Source organism: Xanthomonas sp. DAR 35659, assembly GCF_041242975.1.
In the GTDB taxonomy this organism is placed as follows: domain Bacteria; phylum Pseudomonadota; class Gammaproteobacteria; order Xanthomonadales; family Xanthomonadaceae; genus Xanthomonas_A; species Xanthomonas_A medicagonis.
The window spans coordinates 4,745,555-4,767,650 of the sequence record NZ_CP162488.1 but is presented as its reverse complement, the minus strand read 5'-3'; the positions used below and the strand labels follow the sequence as shown (position 1 = coordinate 4,767,650).

Genomic DNA, 22,096 nt, shown 5'->3' with positions numbered 1-22,096 from the left:
TGGCGCCGGCTGCTCCCGCTGCCGGTCTTCAATGGGCTGGAGCGGTCTTTGCGGTCCAAGTCGAGCCTAAGAAGCGCGGCACTCAGCGCCAAGCCGGGGCGATGGGGCACGCCCGCACCGATGCGGAATGGACGAACTATCTATTCAACTTCTACTGCTTCTGGCAGCCAAGACAAGCGGCAAGCGATTGATCCACATGTGGATCGATAGTTAAGATGGCCTGACTATCTATTCATAATTCCATTCAATTCTGCTGCATGCCAGCCTCTCGCCTCCCTGAGTTGACCGCGCTCCTTCGCCAGGGCGCTTGCACCGCCGCCCAGATCGGGGTGGCGCTGGGCGTCAGTCAGCCGACGGTATCGCGCCTATTACTGTCCGCAGGCGACAGCGTGGTGCGCCTGGGCAAGGCGCGCGCCACGCGCTACGCGCTCAGCCGCCAGCTCGGGGGCGTCGGCGGCAGATGGCCGCTGTTCCGTATCACCGCGCAAGGCCAGGCCGAATCGCTCGGCCAGTTGCATGCCCTGCATGGCGATGGCTACCTGTTCGCGCCCCAAGGCGCGTGTCCGGCCTTGCTGCATGGCGAATTCGCGAGCGGTGTGTTCCCGGGGTTGCCTTGGTTTCTCGACGACCAGCGGCCGCAAGGCTTCCTGGGGCGTGCCTTCGCGCGTCGCGTGGCCGAGGACATCGGCGCCTCTCCCGATCTGTTGCGTTGGCAGCCCGACGACGTCGTCCTGGGGCTGTTGCGTCACGGCGACGATCAACCTGGCGATCTGGTCCTGGGCAACGTCGCCCTGCAACGCGCGCTGCAGGCAATGCTGCAACCGGCCGACGCGATCGCGCCGGCGCAGCGCGCGCAGGCATACCCGCGCCTTGCCGAGGCCGCCCTGCGTGGCGAGGACGTTGGTTCCTCGGCCGGCGGCGAACAGCCCAAGTTCGTCGCGACATTGCAGCACGAAGGCCGCTTCCAATCGGTCATCGTCAAGTTCAGCGAACGCGCCGGCACGCCGGCCGCGCAGCGTTGGGCCGACCTGCTGCGGTGCGAGCATCTGGCGGGGCAGGTGCTGCGTGCGCACGGCATGGCCGCCGCCGACAGCGAAATCGTGGACGCCGGCGAGCGCGTGTTCCTGCAATCCACCCGCTTCGACCGCACGCCGGACCTGGGCCGGCGCGGCTTCGTCTCGCTGGCCGCACTGGACGCCGCCTATTACGGGCACGGCCGCATCGACTGGTGGCTGTTCGCCCGGCAACTGCAGCGTGATGGCTGGCTCGCGCGCGACGACGCGAAACGGCTTGGCGTGTATGGCTGGTTCGGCGCGCTGATCGGCAACAACGACATGCATCTGGGCAATGCCGGCGCGCTGCTCGCCGACGTGCGGCCGCTGGCGCTAGCCCCGGCCTACGACATGCTGCCGATGGCGTTCCGCCCAGCGGTGAATGGCGAGGTGGTCGAGCGCGACTACGCGGTGCTGCTGCCGACGCCGGAGGACCGGGAAGAATGGCGCGCAGCGGCGGCGATGGCGCTGGATTTCTGGGGCCGCGTCGCACGTGCCGCGGCGGTGTCGGCCGGCTTCCGCGCTGTGGCGACGCGCGCGCTGGAGCAGCTCGGCCGAGCCGTGCAGCGCATCGGCTGACACCGATGGCGGCCATTGCGCCGCCTCGCGCCGCATGCGTCATCAGGCAGGCGATGCGTGAGGATCTTGGGCGGCTTCCGCTGCATTGAAGATCGTGTGCGACGGCGACACGCATGTCGGAAAGCGGATGCCCGCACGACCAAGCGACGCTGCGCCAGACCATGCCGGCAGCGTCCCGCAGGCCTCGCGGCGCAGTGCCAGCCACGGCACTGCGCCAGCAGCGCTCAATTGCTGATGAACGTCGCCACGCTCTGCGGATCGACATAGAACGCGGTCTGCCCGTTGCTGACCTGGTAGGTGCCGCCGTAGCCGACGTTGGTGCTGGCCGAGGTGCTGTACTTGGTGAAGCTGGCGGCGCTGCCGCTGGGCAGGGTGAGCTTCAGTTCGCGGTACTGGGTGCCGGTGTTGACCGCGACCAGCACCAGCTTGTTGTCGGTGCGCTTGTACGCGGTCACCGCGACATCGCTGTACGGGGCCGCGGTAGCGCCGATGCGCTTGGCGCCCGGACGCACGAAGCGCGCGTACTGCGCCATCGCGTAGCCGCGCTTGCTGATCGCGCCGCCTTCGGTGATCAACCCATAGCTGCGCCGGATGTACCACCAGATATAGGCGCTGTAATTTGCCGCCATGCTCTTGTGCAATTCGCTGGCCACGCCCAGTGCGGACGGCCAGGCATTGCCGTCGGTGTTGTCGGTGTAGTGCTCGGTCATCCACAGCGGCTTGCCCTTGCTGCGCGCCAGCGGATAGTCCTTCGGCTGCACGCCGTACAGATGCCCACCGATGATGTCCACGTGCTGGCTGGCGCCGCTGTTGAGCAAGGCGTCGGTCAGGGTCGGATTGAAGTTCAACGACTCGGCCGCGAGCACCTTCAGGGTGCCGAAGCCGGCGCCCTGGACGCTGAGGAAATTGGTGAAGTCGCTGCCGTTCCAGTCGGCCGACTCGTAGTCCGGGTGCCAGTCCGGCTCGTTCTGCACGGACAGCGCGTACAGCGGCGCGCCCTGCGCGGCCATGTAGTTGGCGAAGTCCAGCAGGTGCTTGGCGTAGGCACCGTAATACTGCGGCAGCAGCTTGCCGCCATTGTTGAGATTGTTGTTCGACTTCATGTACGCCGGCGGCGACCACGGCGTGGCCAGCAGCACCGCGCCGCGCGCGCGGGCGCGCACCGCGGACGGCACCTGCAGGCTCCAGCCGGAACTGGAGGGATCGATGCGCATGCGCATGATCGACAGGCCGATCTGGCCGTCGCCGCTGCCGAAGGCCAGATCGACCTGCGCGGGGGTGAGGTCGGCGATCCAGCCGGCGCCGTTCATGCCGCCGAAGCCCTGGATGGTCTGGTAGGTCTCGTTCGGATTGAGGGTGACGTTCTGCGCCCGGGCGGGAACGCTGGAAAAGGCGGCGACGGCCATCGCCAGCAACGCGCCGAGCATGCGGGGTGTCTTCATGTCTGTCTCCTCGGGAAGGAACGGTGGGGCAGGGCGCGACGCTACGCCGCGAAGGTGACATCGGCAATCGGTGCATGCGCCAACGGCGCCAACTGAGATGCAACGCGCAGCGAAGCAGGGATTGCCTTCGCGTGGATGCAGGACAGGCAGCGCGCTGTCCCGGGACAGGCGTGGGCCGAGCGGTGCAGCGCGGTCGTATCGGCTCGGTGGCGTGCGGCAGACCGGCACTGCGCATGCACACACTTGCGGTCAATGCACGGTGCGACGATGCGGATTGCGCGGGTGGCTGCGCGGCCAATCGGCTTTGTGCGAAGTTGCGCATCCAGGCGTGGCAAGTTGCGCAAGTCCGCGCACGGTGCGCGCGTGCACAATGAGGTCGGCCGCCACGCATGTGCCTCGGTCGCCACTCCCCCTCTCGACGAGTCCGCTATGCCATCGTCTTCCTTGTTTCCGCCGCGCGCGCTCGCGCTGCTGTTCGCCGCGTTGTTGGCACTGGCGGTGCCGCCAGCGGCCCGCGCGCAGGCCACGCGCTACGCCGATGCCGCGCCGTTGCTGCTGGGCGTGGCCTGGTATCCGGAGCAATGGCCGGAAGCGCAGTGGGAGCGCGACCTGGCGCTGATGGAAGCGGCGCATGTGCGCGTGGTGCGGATCGGCGAGTTCGCCTGGAGCCGCATGGAGCCGCGCGAGGGCCAGTACGACTTCGGCTGGATGGATCGCGCCATCGCCGCGGCCGCGCGCCATCGCATGGTGGTGGTGCTCGGCACGCCGACCGCGGCGCCACCGGCGTGGTTGACCCAGGCGTACCCGGACACGCTGCGGGTCAGCCAGGACGGCGTGCGCGACGAGCACGGCAACCGCCAGCAGTTTTCCTTCGCCAGCGCGCGCTACCGGCGATTCGCCCACGCCATCGCCGAGCAGATGGCGCAGCGCTACGGCCGCAACCCGCACGTGGTCGGCTGGCAGCTGGACAACGAGTACGCGCAGGCCTCGTTCGATCCGGAGGCCAAGGCGCAGTTCCGCGCCTGGCTGCAGCGCAAGTACGGCGACATCGACGCATTGAACCAGCGCTGGGCCACCGCGTACTGGAGCCAGACGTACAACGACTTCGGACAGATCCCGGTGCGCGAGGATGAGGAGAATCCGGCGCTGCTGCTGGAGTGGAAGCGCTTCGTCAGCGACACCTGGACCGACTACTCGCGCAACCAGATCGACGCGATTCGCCCGCACGCCGATCCGCGCCAGTTCATCACCACCAACATGATGGGGTGGTTCGCCGGCTTCGACGCCTACAAGGTGCACGCCGTGCTGGATATCGCCGCCTGGGACGACTATGTCGCCGGCGAGCGCTACGACTGGGTGGACAATGCCGCGCGCCACGATCTCACCCGCGGCTACAAGCAGCGCAACTACTGGGTGATGGAAACCCAACCGGGCTTCGTCAACTGGCGCGCCACCAACGTGGCGCTGCGCAAGGGCCAGGTGCGGGCGATGGCCTGGCAGGCGGTCGCGCATGGCGCCGATGCGGTCGCGTACTGGCAGTGGCGGGCGGCGCCGAACGGCCAGGAGGAGTACCACGGCACCCTGGTCGGCGCCGATGGCGAGCCGGTGCCGGTGTACGCGGAGATCCAGCAGGTCGGCGCCGAGTTCGCCAAGGCCGGCGCCGCGCTGGCCGGCACCACGCCGCATGCCGAGGTCGCGCTGATCAACGATTTCGACAGCCGCTGGGCGCTGGGCTTCCAGAAGCATGCCGCCGACTTCGATCCGGTCGTGCAGATGAAGTCGTTCTACCGCCCGTTGCGGCAGCAGGCGCAGGTGGTCGATGTCGTGTCGGCGCTGGCGCCGCTGGAGGGCTACAAGCTGGTGGTCGCGCCGTCGCTCAACGTACTCAGCGATGCGCAGGCGCAGCGGTTGAAGGCCTATGTCGAACGCGGCGGGCACCTGGTGCTGGGGCCGCGCAGCGCAATGAAGAACGCCGACAACGGCATGCAGCCGCACCGCCAGCCCGGTCCGCTGGGCGAACTGCTGGGCGGCCGCGTGCAGCAGTTCTATGCGCTGGACAAGCCGATCCCGGTCGCCGGTGCGGCCGGCGAGGGCAGCGCGAAGATCTGGGCCGAGCAGTTGCAGGCGCGCGCCGCGCAGACCGAGGTGCCGTTGCGCTACGGCCAGGCCAATGGCTGGCTGGACGGCGAGCCGGCGGTGCTGACCCGGCAGGTGGGCAAGGGGCGCATCAGCTACGTCGGCGCCTGGCTCGACGACGCGACCCTGGATCGCCTCACCGGCGACTGGCTGCGCGATGCGCACGTGCGTGCGCCGCTGGCCGACGTGCCCGCGGACGTGGAGGTGGGCGTGCGCGGCGACGGCCGCCGTCGCGTGCTGGTGTTGATCAATCACGGCACCGATGCGCAGCAGGTGCGGCTGCCGGCGCCGATGCGTTCGCTGCTCGACGCCGGCGCCGCCAGCGACACGGTGCACCTGGCGCCCGACGCGGTGGCGGTGCTGGAGGATCGCCGCTGAGCGAGGCCGCGGGCGGGGCCGACGAAGCGGCGCGGTCATCCGGCCGTTGCGCGATCAGATGCGGCGCGCGGCTGCACGCGTCGCTGCTGGCGCAACGCGCGATCCTGCCGTTTGCCGGGCGACACGGGCGCCTTGCGGGTCGACCGCGATGCGCGCGTCCGCGCCACCCGTCGCCATGGGCCGGCTAGGGCGCCAGGCACCTTGCGTGCGGCGCAGGTCGCCGCAAGACTGGCGCGGGTGGTCCGGCATCCCGCCGGCCGGGAGCAGGACGTGCGCGCGATCGATGCCGAACACTATCTGATGGATGTGGCGCTGAAGCTGGACCGGATCGCCTCGATGCGCGACTGGCCGTATTCGCTGCCGGCGGTGCGCAACCTGGGCGTGCTGCGCTTCCACCCCAAGGTGACCTTCATCGTCGGCGAGAACGGCAGCGGCAAATCGACCCTGCTGGAAGCGATCGCGGTGGCCTGGGGCTTCAATCCGGAGGGCGGCACCCGCAACTTCAACTTCAGCACGCAGGCCTCGCATTCGCCCTTGCACGAGGCCTTGCGCCTGGGCCGCAGCGGCCGCCGCGCGCGCGACGGGTTCTTCCTGCGCGCGGAGAGCTTCTACAACGTCGCCACCGAGATCGACCGCCTGGACGCGGCGCCGACCCTGGGCAACCGTCTCATCAGCAGCTATGGCGGCACCTCGCTGCACGCGCAATCGCATGGCGAGTCGTTCTTCGCGCTGATGCTGCACCGCTTCGGCGGCAACGGCTTCTACGTGCTCGACGAACCGGAGGCGGCGTTGTCGCCGAAGCGGCAGATGGCGATACTGACGCGCCTGCATCAGTTGGTGCAGCAGCGCTCGCAGTTCGTGATCGCCACCCATTCGCCGATCCTGATGGCCTACCCGGATGCCGACATCCTGCAGATCGGCGAGGACGGGTTGCAGCGCGTGGCCTACCGCGACACCGAGCATTACCAGCTCACGCGCGCGTTCCTGGAGCAGCCGCAGCGCATGCTCGACACGCTGCTCGACGAGGAGGCGTGACACGGCCGCCGCGTCGCGCCGGCGCGACCGGTTCGCCGCGCCGCGCCGTCGATCGCGCGTCGCGGGTCTGTAGAATGGCGCGGCCAGCGGGCGTCGCCGCCGCCATCGCGTCGCGGCATCTTCCCTCTCCGCTGGAGCCGCCTGTGCCTTCCTCCACCGTCGCACCGCTCGCACCCGTTGGCCGCGTGTTCGCCGCCGCGGCTTTCTTCGAAGGACTGACCTGGGCCGGCCTGTTGCTCGGCATGCTGCTCAAGTACGGGACCCAGACCACCGAGCTGGGCGTGTGGCTGTTCGGGCGCCTGCATGGCGTAGCGTTCCTGTGCTACCTGGCCGTCAGCGTGATCGCCGCCGTCCGCCTGCGCTGGCCATGGTGGGCCTGGCTGTTGAGCCTGCTGGCGGCGCTGCCGCCGCTGGTGACGGTGCCGCTGGAACTGTGGTTTCGCCGCATCGGCCTGCTCGGCGAGCCACGACAGCGCGCAGTGCAGTAGCGCAGGCGCGACCGCGCAGGCCAGGCACTTCTCCGCGTGTGGATGCGTTGTATCGGTGATGCATTGTGCCTGGGTTCTCCAGCATCGCTCTAGAATGCGGCGCCTACGCAGGCGAGGAAGCCATGGGCAAACGGAAACGACGTCCTCCACCGCCACCGCCACTGCCGCCACTCAGCGGCCTGCAGCGGCTGGTCGCGCGTCTGGAACGGCCGCTGTTGCTGATGATGGCCGCGGTCATCGGCGCCAGCGCCGCGATCAAGCTTTACCTGCTGACGAAGGCGCTGCTGAGCGGCGTGTACATCGGCTCAGCGAGGGGCGGGCCGAAACGGATCTATGTGCTGGAGGCCGATCCAGGACACTATTGGTTCTCGATCGCGTGGGACAGCGTGCTCTGCGTCGTTTTGCTGGCGCTTGGCATCGCCACTGGCTGGTCGGTGATGGCGTTGCGCAAGCCGAAGTAGCGCGGCCGCCGCTCAGCGGCCGGGTCATCTGCCCAGGCAGCGCTGCCAGCGTTCGGCCACGCGCTGCGCGAACCAGGCGGTGGTCAGTTTGCGGGTGATCTTCGGGCTTTCCAGGGCGATGCCTGGCAGCACGGCGCGCGGTAGCGGCCGTCCGGCGTCGCGGTCGGCCAACGCGAACACCTGGCGATACAGCGCGCTGTCGGCGAAGTCCGCATCGCTGCCGCGCTGCAGGTCGCGGCGAATCGCGCGTGCGTCCATGCCCAACCGCGCGCCCAGGCTGCGCGCGGCGCGCTCGGTGGCGCCGGGGGCATCGAGGTCCGCGCCCGGCGTCAGCAGGTCGCCATCCAGCGCCAGGGCGATGCCGCTGGCCCGTGCCAGCGCGGCCTGGAACGCGGCGTTGCGGCTGGCGTACCAGCCGGCGTTGAAGTCGGCGAAGCGGTACAGCAGCGCATCGTAGTCGCTCGGGTAGCCGAGCAGATGGCGGGTGCCGAACCACACGCCGCCGCGGCGGCTGAAGACTTCGTGGCGCACGGTGTCCTGCAGCGGATACGGATAGCCGTCGGTCTGCGCTTCGGCGAAGGCGATGCTCACCTGCATCGGCCCGCCGGTATGCACCGGGTTGAGCCCGCCGAACAGGCGCTGGCCCAGCGGCACGCTGCCGGCGAAGTCCTGGAAGATGGCGCTCAGTTCCTGCTCGGTGCGCGCCGCGGCGATGCGGTCGCCGTAGCTGCGGCCGTTCGGCGAGGTCACCGCCAGCGCCGCGTCGAGCACGAACCCGGGCACATGCAATGCCGACGCGCGGCGGCCGAGTTCGGCGCGCGAGATCTTGCCCAGGCCCGGCACCGGTGGGTTGGCCCGGTAGGTGGATTCCTGCTCGATCACCGCCAGCACGGCGCAGATGTTGTCGGCGCTGGTGCTCAGTTCCTGCGAGGCCAGGGCGACATAGACGTCGTTGGCCCAGCCGTTGCGATCGGGAATCGCCGCCGGGATGCGCCGCGCGATGTCGGCCTTGATCTCGGCCGGTGTGCGTTCGGGCGCGCGCGGTGCCTGGGTGGCGCAGGCGCCCAGAGCCAGGCTGGCACACAGGACGAGCAGGCGGGCGAATGCGGGGACGGTCATGTGCGGCAGGGTTCCGATGGCAAGCGCGGCGGACTCGCCGCACGCGCCATCCTACCGTCCGGCGCGGTCCTTCATGCCCGACCGCTGCGGCGCTCGCTCGCGGGCGCTGCCTCGGTGGCTCGCGTCTCCTCGTGCCCCAGCACATGCGCCGCGAACCCGGTCTGGCCCTGGGCGATCTCCGGTCTCAGCGTCAGGTCCGGGATGGCATAGTCGCCGCCGTTCTGCTTGCGGAATGCGATCGGCGTGGTGTCCCACAGCGTGTCCAGGCGCTGGCCGAGCGCGTCGCAGGTCCGCGCGAACCGCTGCGCATCCATGCGGCCGCTGCGGTAGACCACGAACGGCGGCAGCACGTCGAAACCGGGGTAGTACAGGATGCCGTGCTGGATCGGGAACAGCAGGTCGTCGATCGGCCCGTTGATGCCGCGCGCGGCGTAGTGCGATTCCCAGCCGCCGGTGGTGACGAGCAGCATCGCGCGCTTGCCGGCTAGCGTTCCCTCGCCGTAGCGGTCGCCCCAGTGGGTGTCGGAGTGTTCGCCGACGCCGTAGGCGAAACCGTAGGCGTAGACGCGGTCCACCCAGCCTTTCAGGATCGCCGGCATCGAGAACCACCACAGCGGGAACTGCAGCAGTACGGCGTCGGCCCAGCGCAGTTTTTCCTGTTCGGCGGCGATGTCCTCGCGTTGGCGGCCAGTGGCGAAGGCGCGCCCGGAGTCCAGGACGGGATCGAAGCGCGCGCCGGCGGCGCCGTCCAGGCTGTCCTGCGCATCGAGCGTCGGCTTCCAGCGCATCGCGTACAGGTCCGATACCCGCACCTGGTGTCCGGCGGCCTGCAGGCGCCGGACGGCGAAGTCGCGCAGCGCGCCGTTGAGCGATGTGGGTTCGGGGTGGGCGTAGACCAGCAGCACGTTCATGGGGCGACCTTCGATGACGGAGACACGCAACGTAGGCCGCGCCTGGCTATAGTGGAAATGAATTTCGGATATTCCAGTCATAGCCATGCTTAATTTCGGACGCCTGGACCTGAACCTGCTGCTGACCCTGGACGCGCTGCTGGCCGAGCACAACGTGACCCGCGCCGCCGAACGCCTGCATCTGTCGCAACCGTCGGTCAGCGTGCACCTGGCCAGGTTGCGCGAGGCGCTGGACGACCCCTTGCTGCTGCCGGGCCCGCGCGGGATGCGCCCGACCGCGCGCGCCGACGCCCTGCGCGCGCCGCTGCGGCAGGCGCTGGAGGCGCTGCAGCGCGCGGTCGCGCCCGCCGCGCCGTTCGATCCGGCGCAGGCCGGCGACACCTGGCGCGTGGCGGCGAGCGATTACGGCGAGTCCACCATCGTGTTGCCGGCACTGGCGGCGTTGCGCCGCGCGGCGCCGGGCACGCGCTTGGCGGTGCTGCAGGTGGCGCCGTTGCAGATCGCGCGCCAGGCCGAACGTGGCGAGATCGACCTGGCCCTGCATACCCGCGCCGGCGCGCCGCCGACCCTGCGCCAGCGCACGCTGTTCGCCGAGCGCTACGTGCTGGCCGGCCGTGCCGACCATCCGCGCCTGCGGCGACGGCCGACGCCGGCGCAGTTCTGCACGCTCGAACACGTGATCGTATCGCCGGACGGCGGCGGGTTCAGCGGCGTCACCGACGCGGCGCTGCACGAGCGCGGGCTGCGGCGCCGGGTGGCGCTGTCGGTGCCGCATTTCCTGTTCGTCATCGACGTGCTGCTGCGCACCGATCTGGTGGCGATGCTGCCGGAGCGGGTGGCGCGCGGCCACCCCGGCCTGCGCCTGTGCGCGCCGCCGGTGCCGGTGCCTGGATACGAGATGGCGATGCTGTGGCATGAGCGGGTGCATCGCGATCCGGCGCATCGCTGGGTGCGTGAGCTTCTTGCGGCGTCGGTGTGAGGAGTGCGGTGGGCGTTGCCTGCGGCGGCTTGCGCGCGGTGGGCTGTGTGTCGCGGCTGAAGCCGCTCCTACAGGGGCAGGTGGTGGCCCGTACTGCATGCTTTGGCGCGGGCGGTGGCATCCGCGACGCCGGCGGGGTCGGCTAGCGGCGGGTCGCCAGGACCCCGTCCAGCGCCAGTTGCGCGCGGAAGCCGGCCTTTTCCAGGCGCCTGGCGACCTCGCGCGGCACGTCGCGGCCGCTGGTCAGTTTGTTCGGGCTGCCGGTATAGTGGAACAGCCGGCCGCCGCGGCGCAGGACCCGCGCCAATTGATCGTAGAAGGCCTGCGCGTACAGTTCGCCGGCGATACCGAAGCGCGGCGGGTCGTGCAGGATCGCGTCCATCGTCGCATCGGCGATGCCGCCGATGGCGCTGCCGACATCGCCATGGGTCAGATGCAGGCGGCCCTCGCTGGCGGCCGGGTCCGGCGACCACGGGTTGAGCGTGCGCAGCCACAGCACGTCGGCGTTCTTCTCGAACGAGTGGATCCGCGCCACGCCGGCGTCCAGCGCGCAGGCGGCGAAGTAGCCGAGGCCGCCGCAGGTGTCGAGCACCTGCTTGCCGCGCGGTTCCACCAGCGCCACCTTGCGCCGCGCGTCCTCGAACGGCGACAGCTGCGCGCTGGGCAGCATCTTGATGCCGTCGATCTCGAAGGTCGGCGCGCCCCACTCGGTCGGCACCAGCTTGATCAGCGCGCCGCCGAAGCGCGAAACCGGCGCGAAGTCCTCGCCGTCCCAATGGTAGATCGTGCGGTCCTTGAGCTTGCCCGGATACGGGTAGTCGCGTCCCTGCCATTGCCAGCGGTCGACGCCAAGCAGTGCCTGGCCCTGGCTACGCGCCAGGTCGAGCGAGCCGGACCAGGTGGTGGCGCCGGCATCGCGCACGGCAAGCAGCGCGGTGGCGAGCGGACGGGTCAGCAGGGGGCCGATATAGCGGGTCACGTCGTATCTGCCGGCGCCAGGGCGCGGCATGAGGCTCGGATGCGGGAGCGCATCGTAACCGACGCGGCGCCAACGGTGGACAGCGACGATTGACGCGCGCTGCACTCGTCACGCCGACGCGCTGGGGGCAATGTCCGGGCCGCGGCACCACCACGGCGCCTTTCCAGCAGAACGCGTTTGGTCTCGTTGCGCATCCCATCGGGACCCGACGCCGCCCGTTGCGTGAGCGGCGCGGTCCCCGGCGTTCACTGCGCCATGCCGCCGCGCGCCTGCGCAGGTTCCTGTTGCGGATTCGGCTGTTGCTGCAAGGCCTGATCGCGCTGTTGATTCTGCGCATCGAGCTGGCGGGTGCTTTCCTGCACCGGCGGCGCTTGGTCCAGGTCGACACGGGCGCGAAACCCCGGCGTGGTGCCGGCGACGAAGGCGAGGTTGTCCTGCACCGTCACCGCCTGGAGTTGCTGCGGCCCGTTGATGCCCTCGGCTTTCGCCGCTTGCAAGGTGTGCGCGACCTGCGCGGCGCTGGCGCCGGGCATGCTTTCGCGCAGCGCCGCGAAGAACGGGTTGTCCGGATGCGTGGCTTCGGACACCAGCGGGGACTGCTTGGCCTGGGCCAGTGCCGCACGCGTGTCGCGTCCGACCACGCCGTCGTCGTCCAGCCCGTGCGCGCGCTGGAAGTCCTGCAGCGCGTGGCGCGTATTGCGTCCGAAGTCTCCGTCGGGATGCAGCGGCTTGCCGTCGGCGCCACGGTAGCCGAGCTCGGCCAACTGTTCCTGCAGTGCGCGGGTCTGCTGGCTGCGCTCATCTCCGCCCATGCTGGCCAACTGCTGCAGCGAGACCTTGCCGCTCTGGATGTCGGCGACCAGCTCGGGGGTGATGGTCTGGGCCCATTGGTTCGCGGCCTGCACGCGTTCGTTGGCGCCGTTGTTGCCACCATTGATGATGCGGCCGGCCGCACGTGCGTCGTCGCGCAGGTTCTCCGGCACGCGATCCCGCCAGTAGGCCACGGCGAGATTGGCCGCCGTCTGCGGCTCGGCCGCCAGGTCCGGGTTGTTGGCGAGATCGACATTGAAGCGCTGGCCGTAGCGTTCGTAGTTGTCGCGTCCGGTGTACTGCAGATAGCCGCGGCCATGAAACCGCCAGCCGTCGCCGGGTTCGGTGTTGCCGAGATCGGCGCGGTTTTCGTACATCACGGTGGCGATGCGCTGCGGGTCGCGGCTGGCGACGGCGTCCTCCACCTGCTTGCGGGTGAAACGGTCATCGGCCGAGGAGACCGCGGCGATCACGCTGTCGGCCGAGGTGTAGCCCAGGTTTTCGTGCATGCGTCGGAAGTGGCCGGTCTCGACGGCGGCGTTTCCCATCAGGTTGGCCAGTTCCGTTGGCGAGGTGATGCCGGAATCGATCGCGGTCTTGAGCAGCAGTGCCGAGCTTTCGTTGAAACGGGGCATGGGTTCATTCCTTGGATTGGGTTACTGGACGATGGCGCGGTGCTTGTCCATGGCTTCCTGCAGTTTTTCCGGATCGATCTGCGAGATCGCGGTCCAGGCGAAGTCCGCCGGATAGCTGGCGGTCCCGCGGAAGACGTCCATCGCACCGCTCTGCGGGTTCTCCGCCGGCGCGGTGCTGCTCGCTTCCGCGAGATACCAGGCGTTCTTGGCCGAATCGTACTTCAGCGTGTAGGTGACATTGCTGCGCGTCTGCTGGTTCACGTAGACGATTTCCTGCGTTTTCAGGCTCAGGTTGTCGTCCAGGCGCTTCGCGTTGCGCGCCACGTCGTTGTAGAGGCAGTCGACCGCCTGGGGGCTGCGATCGGTCACGCGCCATGCCGCGTTGGCCTGTTGCAGGATCAGCAGTTCGCAGGTGTTGCCCGAGGCGTCGGCGTCGGCATGACGGACGATCGCGACCGCGTCGTCCTGTCCGTCGCCGGTCAGATCATGCTGTTTGAAAGCCAGGATCTGGTCGCCGGGCTTGAGCAGCGGTTGCAGCGACGCTTCCCCGGAGAGCGCGGGCGCCGCGGCGGGCGCGGCGGCAGCCTTGTTGCCGGGCGACGCCGGGCGCGCGGTGCCTTCGGCGGCGTTGGCGACCGGGTTGGGCTGCGCGGCTGGCTGGCAACCGACCAGGCTCGCCAGGAGGAAAAAGGGCAGGCAATGGGACAATGAGGGCATCGGACAGTCTCTGGCTGCACGCGCAAGCTGCGCGTTGCGAACGGGCTGAAAGCAACAGGCAGGCCGGCAAGACGGCGTCAGATGCGCGTCGTCCCGACACGGAGGCAACTCCTGCTCCTTGCAGATGACCGTGGGCGTGCCATCGGTCACGCCGAGCGTTATAGCAACCCATTCCTTAAGAAGACGTGGTGCCACGGCGGCGGCGCCGGGTCGGCAGGCGGGCGGTCCGCCCGCATAATGGGTGCTTCCTCCCGTGCGTTCGGCGCGGGAGGGCGTCGATCACAAGAGGCCCATGATGCTCAAGGGTGTGCTGCTCGGTTTCGCCTGCTACGCCGCGTATTCGATCAGCGATGCGTTCGTGAAGAGCCTGGAGGGCACGCTGCCCGCCTACGAGGTGGTGTTCTTCGGCGCGCTGCTGATGCTCGCCGCGCTGCCGTTCCTGAAGAAGCGCGGCGATCGTTGGCGCGAGGTGGTGGTGGCGCAGCGCCCCAGCATCTGGTTGCTGCGCGCGTTCACCGGCGCGGTCGGCAATCTGTCCGCGGTCACCGCGTTCACCCTGCTGCCGATGGCCGAGGCGTTCGCGCTGATCTTCCTGATGCCGATCTTCGTCACCCTCCTGTCGGTGCTGCTGCTCAAGGAGGAAGTGCGCTGGCGGCGCTGGCTGGCGGTGATCGTCGGCTTCATCGGCGTGCTGATCGTGCTCCGACCGGGGTTCCGGCACCTGGGCGAGGGCCATGTCGCCGCCATCGTCTGCGGGCTGGTCGGGGCGGTGTCGGTGATCAGCCTGCGCATGGCCGGGCCCGGCGAAAAGCGTCTCACGCTGTACGGTGCCGGCGTGCTCGGTCCGTTGCTGATGGGCGCGTTGCTGATGCTGCCGCACTTCGTGTGGCCGACCTGGCAGCAGTGGCTGCTGCTGGCCGGTTACGGCCTGCTCGCCGGACTGGCCGCGATCTTCATGATGTACGCCTCGCGCTCGGCGCCGGTCAGCGCGGTGGCGCCGACCCAATACAGCCAGATGCTGTGGGCGATCGGCTTCGGCTACTGGCTGTTCCACGACCATCTGGATTGGCCGATGGCGGTGGGCATCGCGCTGATCCTCGGCGCCGGGCTGTTCACCCTGGTGCGCGAGGAACAGGTCACGCACTGGTGGCGCCGCACCAAGCTGGTGTGACCGCCGCGCGCGACGCCAGGATCGGCGCCGCGCTGCCTTCGCCGTGCCGGTTCGCATCCGTCGCCGCCATGTCGCGCTGGCGCGCCTGCGCGGCATCTTCTATGTTGTCGTCCACCCTCCATGCCGCCGGCCGCGCCCATGTCCGATCCGTCCGTTCCGCCCGATCACCTGCAGCGCAGCCTGTCCAACCGCCACCTGCAACTGATCGCGATCGGCGGGGCGATCGGCACCGGCCTGTTCATGGGTTCGGGCAAGACCATCAGCCTGGCCGGGCCGTCGATCCTGTTCGTGTACCTGATCATCGGCGTGATGCTGTTCTTCGTGATGCGCGCGATGGGCGAACTGCTGCTGTCGAACCTGGAGTACAAGTCGTTCATCGACTTCTCCACCGACCTGCTGGGACCGTGGGCCGGATTCTTCTGCGGCTGGACCTACTGGTTCTGCTGGATCATCACCGCCATCGCCGACGTGATCGCCATCGCCGCGTATGCGCAGTTCTGGTTCCCCACGCTGGCGCCGTGGATCCCGGCGATGCTGTGCGTGCTGGTGCTGCTGGGGCTGAACCTGGTGACGGTGAAGCTGTTCGGCGAGATGGAATTCTGGTTCGCGCTGATCAAGATCGTGGCGATCTGCGCGCTGATCCTCACCGGCGCCGGCCTGGTCGCCTGGGGCTTCCGGTCGCCGTCCGGGCACGTGGCCTCGCTGGCCAACCTGTGGAACGACGGCGGCATGTTCCCGATGGGGCTGGGCGGCTTCTTCGCCGGCTTCCAGATCGCGGTGTTCGCCTTCGTCGGCATCGAACTGGTCGGCACCACCGCCGCCGAGACCGCCGACCCGCGCCGCAACCTGCCCAAGGCGATCAACTCGATCCCGGTGCGCATCCTGGTGTTCTACGTGCTGGCGCTGGTCGCGATCATGGCGGTGACGCCGTGGCGCGAGGTGGTGCCGGGCAAGAGCCCGTTCGTGGAGCTGTTCGTGCTGGCCGGCGTGCCGGCCGCGGCCAGCCTGATCAATTTCGTGGTGCTGACCTCGGCCACGTCCTCGGCCAACAGCGGCATCTTCTCCACCAGCCGCATGCTCTACGGCCTGGCCGAGGAGCGGCACGCGCCGCGCGGCTTCGCCCGGCTCTCGCGCGCGGCGGTGCCGGCGCGCGGGCTGCTGTTCTCCTGCGCCTGCCTGCTCGGCGGCACCGTGCTGATGTACCTGATCCCGAACCTGGTCACCGCCTTCACCCTGGTCACCACGCTGGCCGCGGTGCTGTTCATGTTCGTCTGGTCGCTGATCCTGTGCGCCTACATCGCCTACCGGCGAAAGCGCCCGCAACTGCATGCGGATTCGGCGTTCAAGATGCCCGGCGGCGTGGTCATGTGCTACGTGTGTCTGGCGTTCTTCGTCTTCGTGCTGGCCCTGCTGACGCTGCAGGACGACACCCGCCAGGCCTTGCTGGCCAGCCCGGTATGGTTCCTGATCCTGGGCGTGGGCTATGCGCTCAAGCGCCGCGGCGGCGCGCACGTCTGAGGTCGACGCGCGCGGCGGCCGTGCGTCGGCACGGTGCGGCGCGCGCTGCCGCGGCGTGTGGCGATCGCGTTGACGCGTGCTTCAGCCGCGGCGGAGGATGCTCGCGCCCTCCCGCCGCCACGCAGGTTCCGATGATCACCGTCCACCGACTCGCCGCGACATCGGCCACGCCGTTCTGTTGGGTGGACCTGTGCCAACCCACCCGCGAGGACTTGGCCGAGGCCGACCGCAGCGTGGGGTTCGCCCTGCCGACGCGGGCGGCGATCGGCGAGATCGAGTTCAGCAGCCGGGTGCGGGTCGAAGGCGACGTGCTGTTCCTCAACGTGCCGCGCTTCCAGGACGACGACGGCCCGACCGCGCCACTGGGCTTCGCGCTGTCGCCGCGGGTGCTGGTGACCCAGCGCGAGCAGCGCATGGGCTCGCTGGACGCGGTGGCCGCGCAACTGGACAAGACGCCGTGCCGCAGCAGCGACGACTTGCTGCTGCGCCTGCTCGACCAACTGGTCGGGCGCCTGGCGGACCGGCTGGAGGCGCTGGAGGCGCAGATTACCGAGACCACCCGCGTGGCCTTCGACGAACCGCATCGCGCGCGCGACCTGGAGCGCATGCTGCACGCGGTCGGCGGCATGGGCCGGCGGCTGGGCGGCCTGCACAACGCTGGCCAGGGCCTGCTGCGCCTGGCCACGTATCTGGACGGCGCGGCCCCGGACTGGTTCGGCGCCGATGCGGCCAAGCGCATCGCGCTGCTGCACAAGGACCTGGTCACCTTGAGCGAGTTCGAGCAGCACCTGGACGACCGCGTCGAGTTCCTGCTCGACAGCGTGCTGGGCATGATCAACATGGACCAGAACAACGTGATGAAGGTGATGGCGGTGGCGTCGGTGGTGGGCATCCCGCCGACGGTGCTGGTCGGCATCTGGGGCATGAACTTCGCCTACATGCCCGAACTCAAGTGGCACGACGCGTACTTCTGGGCGCTGGGGGTGATCGCGCTGAGCGTGGTGCTGCCGCTGGCGTGGTTCCGGCGCCGCGGCTGGGTGTGAGGAGCGCACCGTGCGGCCGCCGCTCGCGCGGCCGCCGCCGGGCTTGCGTTCGCCGCGCGATCAGGCGGCCAGGCTGTCGGCTTCGGCCTCGACGCGGTCGTCGCCGGTGTCCTGCCCGCTGACGTGCTGCACCGGCGCGATGTCCCACGACACCGTGTCCGGATCGATCAGCGCGTGGATCGCGGCGCCGCGCAGGTCGCGCAGCACCCGCCGTGCCGAGGCGGTGCCGTGCGCGACGCTGTCCCACAGCAACATGTCGACCACGGTGCCGTCGCGGCGCCGCGCGATGCGGCGCGAGCGGAAGCCGGGCTGGCGGCGCAGCCAGGCGTCGACTTCGGCGTTGGCGCGCAGGAAGGTGCCCCAGGTGCAGTCCTGCAGGCGGTAGGTGGTGATTTCCAGGGCTTCGGTATGCAGAGGCATCGAGTCAATCCTGCGTTGTGCGCGCGAGGGCGCGGGCGGAGGAAGGGCAACGGCATGGCAGCGCGATGGCGCGCGGCGCGTTGGGGACGGGGGAGGGGGACGGCATGGGCATGGGACACTCCGAAGACGCGGCGGGGGATCCAGCCGTGACAGGATGCGAGCGCGGCGCCGCGGCGCGTTATCGCGATTCCACGGAATTCTTGTCCGATCCTGCAAACCGTCGCGCGGCCGCGCCCGTCCCGGCGCAGCATCAGGCAAGCTGTGCTTCCCTCGATTGCCCGCCGCTGCGTCCCACGCCGATGACCGCGCTTGCCGACCGCTATCACGAAATGGCCACCCTGATTGCCCGATCGACCGTTCCCGACGGCGACGGCGACACCGCCATCGAGGGGCTGCACTGCTCGCACCGCACCGCGCCGTCGCCCAAGAACCACACCGCGCAATGGCCGTGCTTCGCGCTGGTGGTGCAGGGCGAGAAGTGCCTGAGCCTGGGCGCGGAGGAGTACCGCTACGGCGTCGGCAACTATCTGCTGGTGGCGCTGGACCTGCCGGTGGTGTCGCGGATCACCCAGGCCAGTCCGGAGCGGCCGCTGCTCGGCCTGGGCATGGCGATCCGGCCGGACCGGCTGCGCGACCTGCTCGAACGCATTCCGCTGCCGGCGCAGGCCAGTGCCGATTGCGTGCGCAGCGTCTCGGTCAACACCGCCGGCCCGGAGCTGCTGGACGCCACGCTGCGCCTGCTGCGGCTGCTGGAGCGCCCCGACGAGATCCCGGCGATGGCGCCGCTGATCGAGCAGGAGATTCTGTACCGCCTGCTCACCGGTCCGTGCGGGCCCAACCTGCTGCGCATCGCCCAGGAGGACAGCCCCAGCAACCGCATCGCCAAGGCGATCGCCTGGCTGCGCCAGCACTACGCCGAACCCCTGCGCATCGAGGACCTGGCGCGGCGGGTCAACATGAGCGCCTCGTCGCTGCACCACCACTTCAACGCGGTGACCGCGATGACCCCGCTGCAGTACCAGAAGCAGCTGCGCCTGCGCGAAGCGCGCCGGCTGATGGTGGTGGAGCGCATGGACGTGGGCTCGGCGGGCTACCGCGTCGGCTACCAGAGTCCCTCGCAGTTCAGCCGGGAATACAGCCGCCTGTACGGCCGTTCGCCGCGCAACGACCTGGCCGAGCAGCTCGGCCTGGCTGGCTGACCGCGCAGGCGTGCTCTATCGTCGCCTGCCCGAGGACACGCGCAGGTCACCATGATGGAGTGTTCCGACGAGGAGGCGAGCAGGTTCCTCAGTTGGGTGCTGCGGCACCAGCCGCAGGCGATCGGGCTGCACCTCGACGCACAGGGCTGGGCGGCGATCGACACGCTGCTGGAACTGGCGCGGCCCGTCCGGCCGTTGAGCCGCGCGCAACTGCAGCGCGTGGTGGCGCGGAGCGACAAGCAGCGCTTCGCGCTCAGTGCCGATGGCCTGCGCATCCGCGCCAATCAGGGACATTCGTTGCCCGTGGATCTGGGCCTGGCACCGGCCGTGCCGCCGCCGCAGCTGTACCACGGCACGGCGACTCGCTTCCTGGACGCGATCCGTCGCGATGGACTGTTGCCGGGTCAGCGCCAGCACGTGCACCTGAGCGCGTCGCCCGACACGGCGTTGCAGGTCGGCCAGCGCTACGGGCAGGCGGTCGTGCTGACGGTGCGCGCGCAGGCCCTGGCCGAGGTCGGGCATCTGTTCTATCGCGCCGACAACGGCGTCTGGCTGACGGCGCGGGTGCCGGTGGCGTTCATCGCGTTTCCGGACGGCGCGTAGCGGACTCCGCGCGTCGCTTTCGCGCCGGACCCTCACCCCAACCCCTCTCCCGGTGGGAGAGGGGCTCATGCTGTTCCTTCTCCCCTCGGGACCATGGCCCCCTTTTCGGGGGAAGGTGCCCCGCAGGGGCGGATGAGGGTACGGGCGAAGCCTCGCGCACCCAAACTATGCGAGTCGCTTTCGCGCCGGACCCTCACCCCAACCCCTCTCCCGACGGGAGAGGGGCTTGCAGCGTCGCCGCGGAAGCTCCGCGCTTCCCTGCGCCGCGCGCTTTGTCTAAGGTGCCTGACCATTCGGCGCGTGGGTAGGGCATGAGACGGACCGGAGTGTGGCTGCTTTTGTTGCTGCTGGCGCTTGCCGTGCTGGCGGGCCTGCTCCTGTGGCGAAGCGAACGCGCCGCACTGGCGCCGGCCTCCGATGCGCGCGCGGCGACACCGCTGGGCTGGTTGGCGCAGTTGCAATGGGTGGCCGGCGACGGCGTGCGCGGCTTGGCCGATGGCGCCGCGCCACGCGCGCGCTTCGCCGACCCCTATGGCCTGGCCGTGGATGCGCATGGCGTGCTGTACGTCGCCGACGCCGGCGACAACAACCGCATCCGCCGTATCGGTCGCGACGGCACGGTCTCCACGCTCGCAGGCGGTGCCGAAGGCTTCGCCGATGGCGTCGCCGGCGCCGCGCGGTTCGCCACGCCGTCGGGCATCGCCGTCGACGCGGCGGGCACGCTGTACATCGCCGATACCGGCAATCACGCGATCCGCATGCTCACCGCGCAGGGCGTGGTGACGACGCTGGCCGGCGACGGCGTCGCCGGTTTCCGCGACGGTCCGGCCGCGCTGGCGCGCTTCAACGGCCCGATGGGCGTGGCGGTGGATGCGCAGGGGCGGGTGTACGTCGCCGACACCTACAACGATCGCATCCGCGTGATCGACCGCGACGGCCAGGTTCGCACGCTCGCCGGCGGCGAGCGACCGGGTTACGCCGACGGCGCGGGCGCGGACGCGCGCTTCGACACGCCGACCGATCTGAAGGTCGATCGCGCCGGCGTGCTGTGGATCGCCGACCTGCGCAACGATGCGATCCGCCAATTGCTGCCGGATGGACGCGTCGTCACCCTGGCCGGCGGCAGCGATGCGTCGCCGCTGGCGCGACCGCTGAGCCTGGCGCTCACCTTCGACGGGCATGGCTATGTCGGCAGCGACGATGGCCGCGTGCTGCAGGTCACCGCGACCGGGCACGTGCTGGTACTGTCCGGCGAGCGCAGCGATACCCGCCTGGCACGCGCGGCCGGCGTCGCCGTCGCCGCCGATGGAGCGGTCTACCTCACCGATGCCGGCAGCGCCCGCATCCACCGGCTGGTGCCGACCACGCCGCAGGCCGCTGCCGCCACCGCGCCGCCGGTGATCGGGCCCGCTGCCGCGCAACCGCTGCCGGCCACCGGCGGCCGCTGGCCGTTGCGCCCGCAGGACGGCTGGCACGAGGTGGTCGGCACGCTCGGCGAGGTGCGCGGCAACTACCAGGGCGAGAGCCGCGACCACCTGCATGCCGGCCTGGACATTCGCGGCGACGTCGGCCAGACGGTCTACGCCATCGCCGACGCCAAGGTCGCCAGCGCCAATGCGACCTGGGCGCTGGGCAAACTCGGCGAGGGGCTGGCGCTGGACCAGCTCGGCTACATCCACATGCGCGTCGGCCGCACCGCGCAGGGCGCGCCGCTGGATCCGCAGCGCTTCCACCTGCTTGCCGATGCCAGCGGCGCGCCGGAGCGGGTGCGTGTGCTGCGCGGCACCCGCTTCGCCGCCGGCGACGCGCTGGGCACGATCAACGCGATGGCGCACGTGCATCTGAGCGTCGGCGCCCGCGGCTTCGAGCGCAACGCGGTGGCGCTGGGCTTTCGCGATTACGCCGATCATTACCCGCCGCAGATCCAGCGCATCGAGGTACGCGATGCCGGCGGCGCGCCGTTGCCGGCCAAGAACGGACACGTGCGGCTGGCGCGCGGCAGCGGTGGCGTGCAGATCGTGGTCGAGGCCTGGGACCAGGTGGACCGCAACCTGCCGCGGCGGCGCCTTGGGCTGTATGCGCTGGGCTACGAGGTCCTCGACGCGCAAGGCCGGCCCCTGCCTGGCGCCGCGCCGGCGCGGCCGAGCATCGTGTTCGACCGCATGCCCGCGGACCCGGACGCGGTGAAGGTGGCCTACGCGGCCGACAGCGGCATCACCGTGCACGGCAGCGCCAGCACCCGCTTCCGCTACGTGGTGACCAACACGGTGCGCGACGGCCGCATCGCCGAAGGCCTGTGGCAGCCGGACGCGCTGCCCGCCGGCGACTACCTGATCCGCATCACCGCGCGCGACTACAGCGGCAACCAGGCCATGGCCAATCGCGATCTGCGGGTGACGTTGGAGTAGGCGAGCGGGTCCG

The 22,096-nt window shown here is 70.1% G+C and carries 19 protein-coding genes; 12 read left to right on the top strand and 7 right to left on the bottom strand.

Annotated elements, in window-relative coordinates:
- Nucleotides 1-257 precede the first annotated feature (257 nt).
- The gene (yjjJ, locus tag AB3X07_RS20195; RefSeq protein ID WP_369940648.1) at nt 258-1,631 is read left to right on the top strand and encodes a type II toxin-antitoxin system HipA family toxin YjjJ; all 1,374 of its coding nucleotides are present in this window, start codon (nt 258-260) and stop codon (nt 1,629-1,631) included.
- Between the two features lie 224 nt (nt 1,632-1,855).
- Here yjjJ and AB3X07_RS20190 read toward each other — a convergent pair whose 3' ends face one another.
- Nucleotides 1,856-3,073 (bottom strand): glycoside hydrolase family 30 beta sandwich domain-containing protein, encoded by a 1,218-nt coding sequence (locus tag AB3X07_RS20190; RefSeq protein ID WP_369940647.1) that lies wholly within the window; start codon nt 3,071-3,073, stop codon nt 1,856-1,858.
- A 429-nt stretch (nt 3,074-3,502) separates the two neighbouring features.
- Here AB3X07_RS20190 and AB3X07_RS20185 point away from each other — a divergent pair, with 429 nt between their 5' ends.
- The 4 genes from AB3X07_RS20185 (at nt 3,503) to AB3X07_RS20170 (ending at nt 7,571) form a co-directional block, all read left to right on the top strand.
- The gene (locus AB3X07_RS20185) at nt 3,503-5,587 is read left to right on the top strand and encodes a beta-galactosidase (protein WP_369940645.1); all 2,085 of its coding nucleotides are present in this window, start codon (nt 3,503-3,505) and stop codon (nt 5,585-5,587) included.
- A 270-nt stretch (nt 5,588-5,857) separates the two neighbouring features.
- On the top strand, nt 5,858-6,622 hold the full coding sequence (locus AB3X07_RS20180) for an AAA family ATPase (RefSeq protein ID WP_369940643.1): 765 nt from the start codon (nt 5,858-5,860) through the stop codon (nt 6,620-6,622).
- A 143-nt stretch (nt 6,623-6,765) separates the two neighbouring features.
- Nucleotides 6,766-7,110, top strand: a complete 345-nt coding sequence (locus tag AB3X07_RS20175) for a DUF3817 domain-containing protein (protein ID WP_369940641.1) — start codon at nt 6,766-6,768, stop codon at nt 7,108-7,110.
- Nucleotides 7,111-7,232: 122 nt separating this feature from the next.
- Nucleotides 7,233-7,571, top strand: a complete 339-nt coding sequence (locus AB3X07_RS20170; protein WP_369940639.1) for a hypothetical protein — start codon at nt 7,233-7,235, stop codon at nt 7,569-7,571.
- 24 nt (nt 7,572-7,595) lie between these two features.
- Here the strand turns inward: AB3X07_RS20170 and AB3X07_RS20165 are convergent, their stop codons facing one another.
- The gene (locus AB3X07_RS20165) at nt 7,596-8,690 is read right to left on the bottom strand and encodes a DUF1615 domain-containing protein (RefSeq protein WP_369940637.1); all 1,095 of its coding nucleotides are present in this window, start codon (nt 8,688-8,690) and stop codon (nt 7,596-7,598) included.
- Nucleotides 8,691-8,761: 71 nt separating this feature from the next.
- Nucleotides 8,762-9,601, bottom strand: a complete 840-nt coding sequence (locus tag AB3X07_RS20160) for an NAD(P)H-dependent oxidoreductase (RefSeq protein ID WP_369940635.1) — start codon at nt 9,599-9,601, stop codon at nt 8,762-8,764.
- Between the two features lie 85 nt (nt 9,602-9,686).
- Between AB3X07_RS20160 and AB3X07_RS20155 the strand changes: the two genes are divergently transcribed.
- Entirely contained in the window at nt 9,687-10,580 is an 894-nt protein-coding gene (locus AB3X07_RS20155; RefSeq protein ID WP_369940633.1) for a LysR family transcriptional regulator, read from the top strand.
- Nucleotides 10,581-10,722: 142 nt separating this feature from the next.
- Here the strand turns inward: AB3X07_RS20155 and AB3X07_RS20150 are convergent, their stop codons facing one another.
- The 3 genes from AB3X07_RS20150 to AB3X07_RS20140 form a co-directional block, all read right to left on the bottom strand.
- On the bottom strand, nt 10,723-11,589 hold the full coding sequence (locus AB3X07_RS20150; protein ID WP_369940631.1) for a class I SAM-dependent methyltransferase: 867 nt from the start codon (nt 11,587-11,589) through the stop codon (nt 10,723-10,725).
- Nucleotides 11,590-11,804: 215 nt separating this feature from the next.
- Nucleotides 11,805-13,004, bottom strand: coding sequence for a peptidoglycan-binding protein (locus AB3X07_RS20145; protein ID WP_369940629.1), 1,200 nt, complete (start codon nt 13,002-13,004; stop codon nt 11,805-11,807).
- Between the two features lie 21 nt (nt 13,005-13,025).
- On the bottom strand, nt 13,026-13,712 hold the full coding sequence (locus tag AB3X07_RS20140; protein WP_369940627.1) for a hypothetical protein: 687 nt from the start codon (nt 13,710-13,712) through the stop codon (nt 13,026-13,028).
- Nucleotides 13,713-14,016: 304 nt separating this feature from the next.
- On the opposite strand from AB3X07_RS20140, the gene AB3X07_RS20135 reads away from it, so the two are divergent.
- The 3 genes from AB3X07_RS20135 to AB3X07_RS20125 all read left to right on the top strand — a co-directional run bounded on the left by AB3X07_RS20135 (nt 14,017) and on the right by AB3X07_RS20125 (nt 17,453).
- Nucleotides 14,017-14,892, top strand: coding sequence for a DMT family transporter (locus AB3X07_RS20135; RefSeq protein WP_369944824.1), 876 nt, complete (start codon nt 14,017-14,019; stop codon nt 14,890-14,892).
- A gap of 138 nt (nt 14,893-15,030) precedes the next feature.
- On the top strand, nt 15,031-16,410 hold the full coding sequence (gene cycA, locus AB3X07_RS20130) for a D-serine/D-alanine/glycine transporter (protein WP_369940625.1): 1,380 nt from the start codon (nt 15,031-15,033) through the stop codon (nt 16,408-16,410).
- A gap of 131 nt (nt 16,411-16,541) precedes the next feature.
- Nucleotides 16,542-17,453 (top strand): CorA family divalent cation transporter, encoded by a 912-nt coding sequence (locus tag AB3X07_RS20125; protein ID WP_369940623.1) that lies wholly within the window; start codon nt 16,542-16,544, stop codon nt 17,451-17,453.
- A 60-nt stretch (nt 17,454-17,513) separates the two neighbouring features.
- Here the strand turns inward: AB3X07_RS20125 and AB3X07_RS20120 are convergent, their stop codons facing one another.
- Complete coding sequence (locus AB3X07_RS20120; RefSeq protein WP_369940622.1) at nt 17,514-17,873, bottom strand: hypothetical protein; 360 nt, start codon at nt 17,871-17,873, stop codon at nt 17,514-17,516.
- Nucleotides 17,874-18,172: 299 nt separating this feature from the next.
- Between AB3X07_RS20120 and AB3X07_RS20115 the strand changes: the two genes are divergently transcribed.
- The 3 genes from AB3X07_RS20115 (at nt 18,173) to AB3X07_RS20105 (ending at nt 22,083) form a co-directional block, all read left to right on the top strand.
- Nucleotides 18,173-19,072: an AraC family transcriptional regulator gene (locus AB3X07_RS20115; RefSeq protein ID WP_369940620.1), complete on the top strand. Its 900-nt coding sequence runs from the start codon at nt 18,173-18,175 to the stop codon at nt 19,070-19,072.
- Between the two features lie 54 nt (nt 19,073-19,126).
- On the top strand, nt 19,127-19,675 hold the full coding sequence (locus tag AB3X07_RS20110) for an RNA 2'-phosphotransferase (RefSeq protein ID WP_369944823.1): 549 nt from the start codon (nt 19,127-19,129) through the stop codon (nt 19,673-19,675).
- A gap of 311 nt (nt 19,676-19,986) precedes the next feature.
- Nucleotides 19,987-22,083, top strand: a complete 2,097-nt coding sequence (locus tag AB3X07_RS20105) for a gluconolaconase (RefSeq protein WP_369940618.1) — start codon at nt 19,987-19,989, stop codon at nt 22,081-22,083.
- Nucleotides 22,084-22,096: the final 13 nt, after the last annotated feature.

Bases quoted from the DNA above. Each gene is read 5' to 3' on its own strand.
- AB3X07_RS20185 (WP_369940645.1), top strand. From the start codon at position 3,503: ATGCCATCGTCTTCCTTGTTTCCGCCGCGCGCGCTCGCGCTGCTGTTC.
- AB3X07_RS20190 (WP_369940647.1), bottom strand. From the start codon at position 3,073: ATGAAGACACCCCGCATGCTCGGCGCGTTGCTGGCGATGGCCGTCGCC.
- AB3X07_RS20145 (WP_369940629.1), bottom strand. From the start codon at position 13,004: ATGCCCCGTTTCAACGAAAGCTCGGCACTGCTGCTCAAGACCGCGATC.
- AB3X07_RS20110 (WP_369944823.1), top strand. From the start codon at position 19,127: ATGGAGTGTTCCGACGAGGAGGCGAGCAGGTTCCTCAGTTGGGTGCTG.
- AB3X07_RS20105 (WP_369940618.1), top strand. From the start codon at position 19,987: ATGAGACGGACCGGAGTGTGGCTGCTTTTGTTGCTGCTGGCGCTTGCC.
- AB3X07_RS20125 (WP_369940623.1), top strand. From the start codon at position 16,542: ATGATCACCGTCCACCGACTCGCCGCGACATCGGCCACGCCGTTCTGT.
- AB3X07_RS20160 (WP_369940635.1), bottom strand. From the start codon at position 9,601: ATGAACGTGCTGCTGGTCTACGCCCACCCCGAACCCACATCGCTCAAC.
- AB3X07_RS20115 (WP_369940620.1), top strand. From the start codon at position 18,173: ATGACCGCGCTTGCCGACCGCTATCACGAAATGGCCACCCTGATTGCC.
- AB3X07_RS20165 (WP_369940637.1), bottom strand. From the start codon at position 8,690: ATGACCGTCCCCGCATTCGCCCGCCTGCTCGTCCTGTGTGCCAGCCTG.
- cycA (WP_369940625.1), top strand. From the start codon at position 15,031: ATGTCCGATCCGTCCGTTCCGCCCGATCACCTGCAGCGCAGCCTGTCC.
- AB3X07_RS20135 (WP_369944824.1), top strand. From the start codon at position 14,017: ATGCTCAAGGGTGTGCTGCTCGGTTTCGCCTGCTACGCCGCGTATTCG.
- yjjJ (WP_369940648.1), top strand. From the start codon at position 258: ATGCCAGCCTCTCGCCTCCCTGAGTTGACCGCGCTCCTTCGCCAGGGC.
- AB3X07_RS20150 (WP_369940631.1), bottom strand. From the start codon at position 11,589: ATGCCGCGCCCTGGCGCCGGCAGATACGACGTGACCCGCTATATCGGC.
- AB3X07_RS20120 (WP_369940622.1), bottom strand. From the start codon at position 17,873: ATGCCTCTGCATACCGAAGCCCTGGAAATCACCACCTACCGCCTGCAG.
- AB3X07_RS20170 (WP_369940639.1), top strand. From the start codon at position 7,233: ATGGGCAAACGGAAACGACGTCCTCCACCGCCACCGCCACTGCCGCCA.
- AB3X07_RS20155 (WP_369940633.1), top strand. From the start codon at position 9,687: ATGCTTAATTTCGGACGCCTGGACCTGAACCTGCTGCTGACCCTGGAC.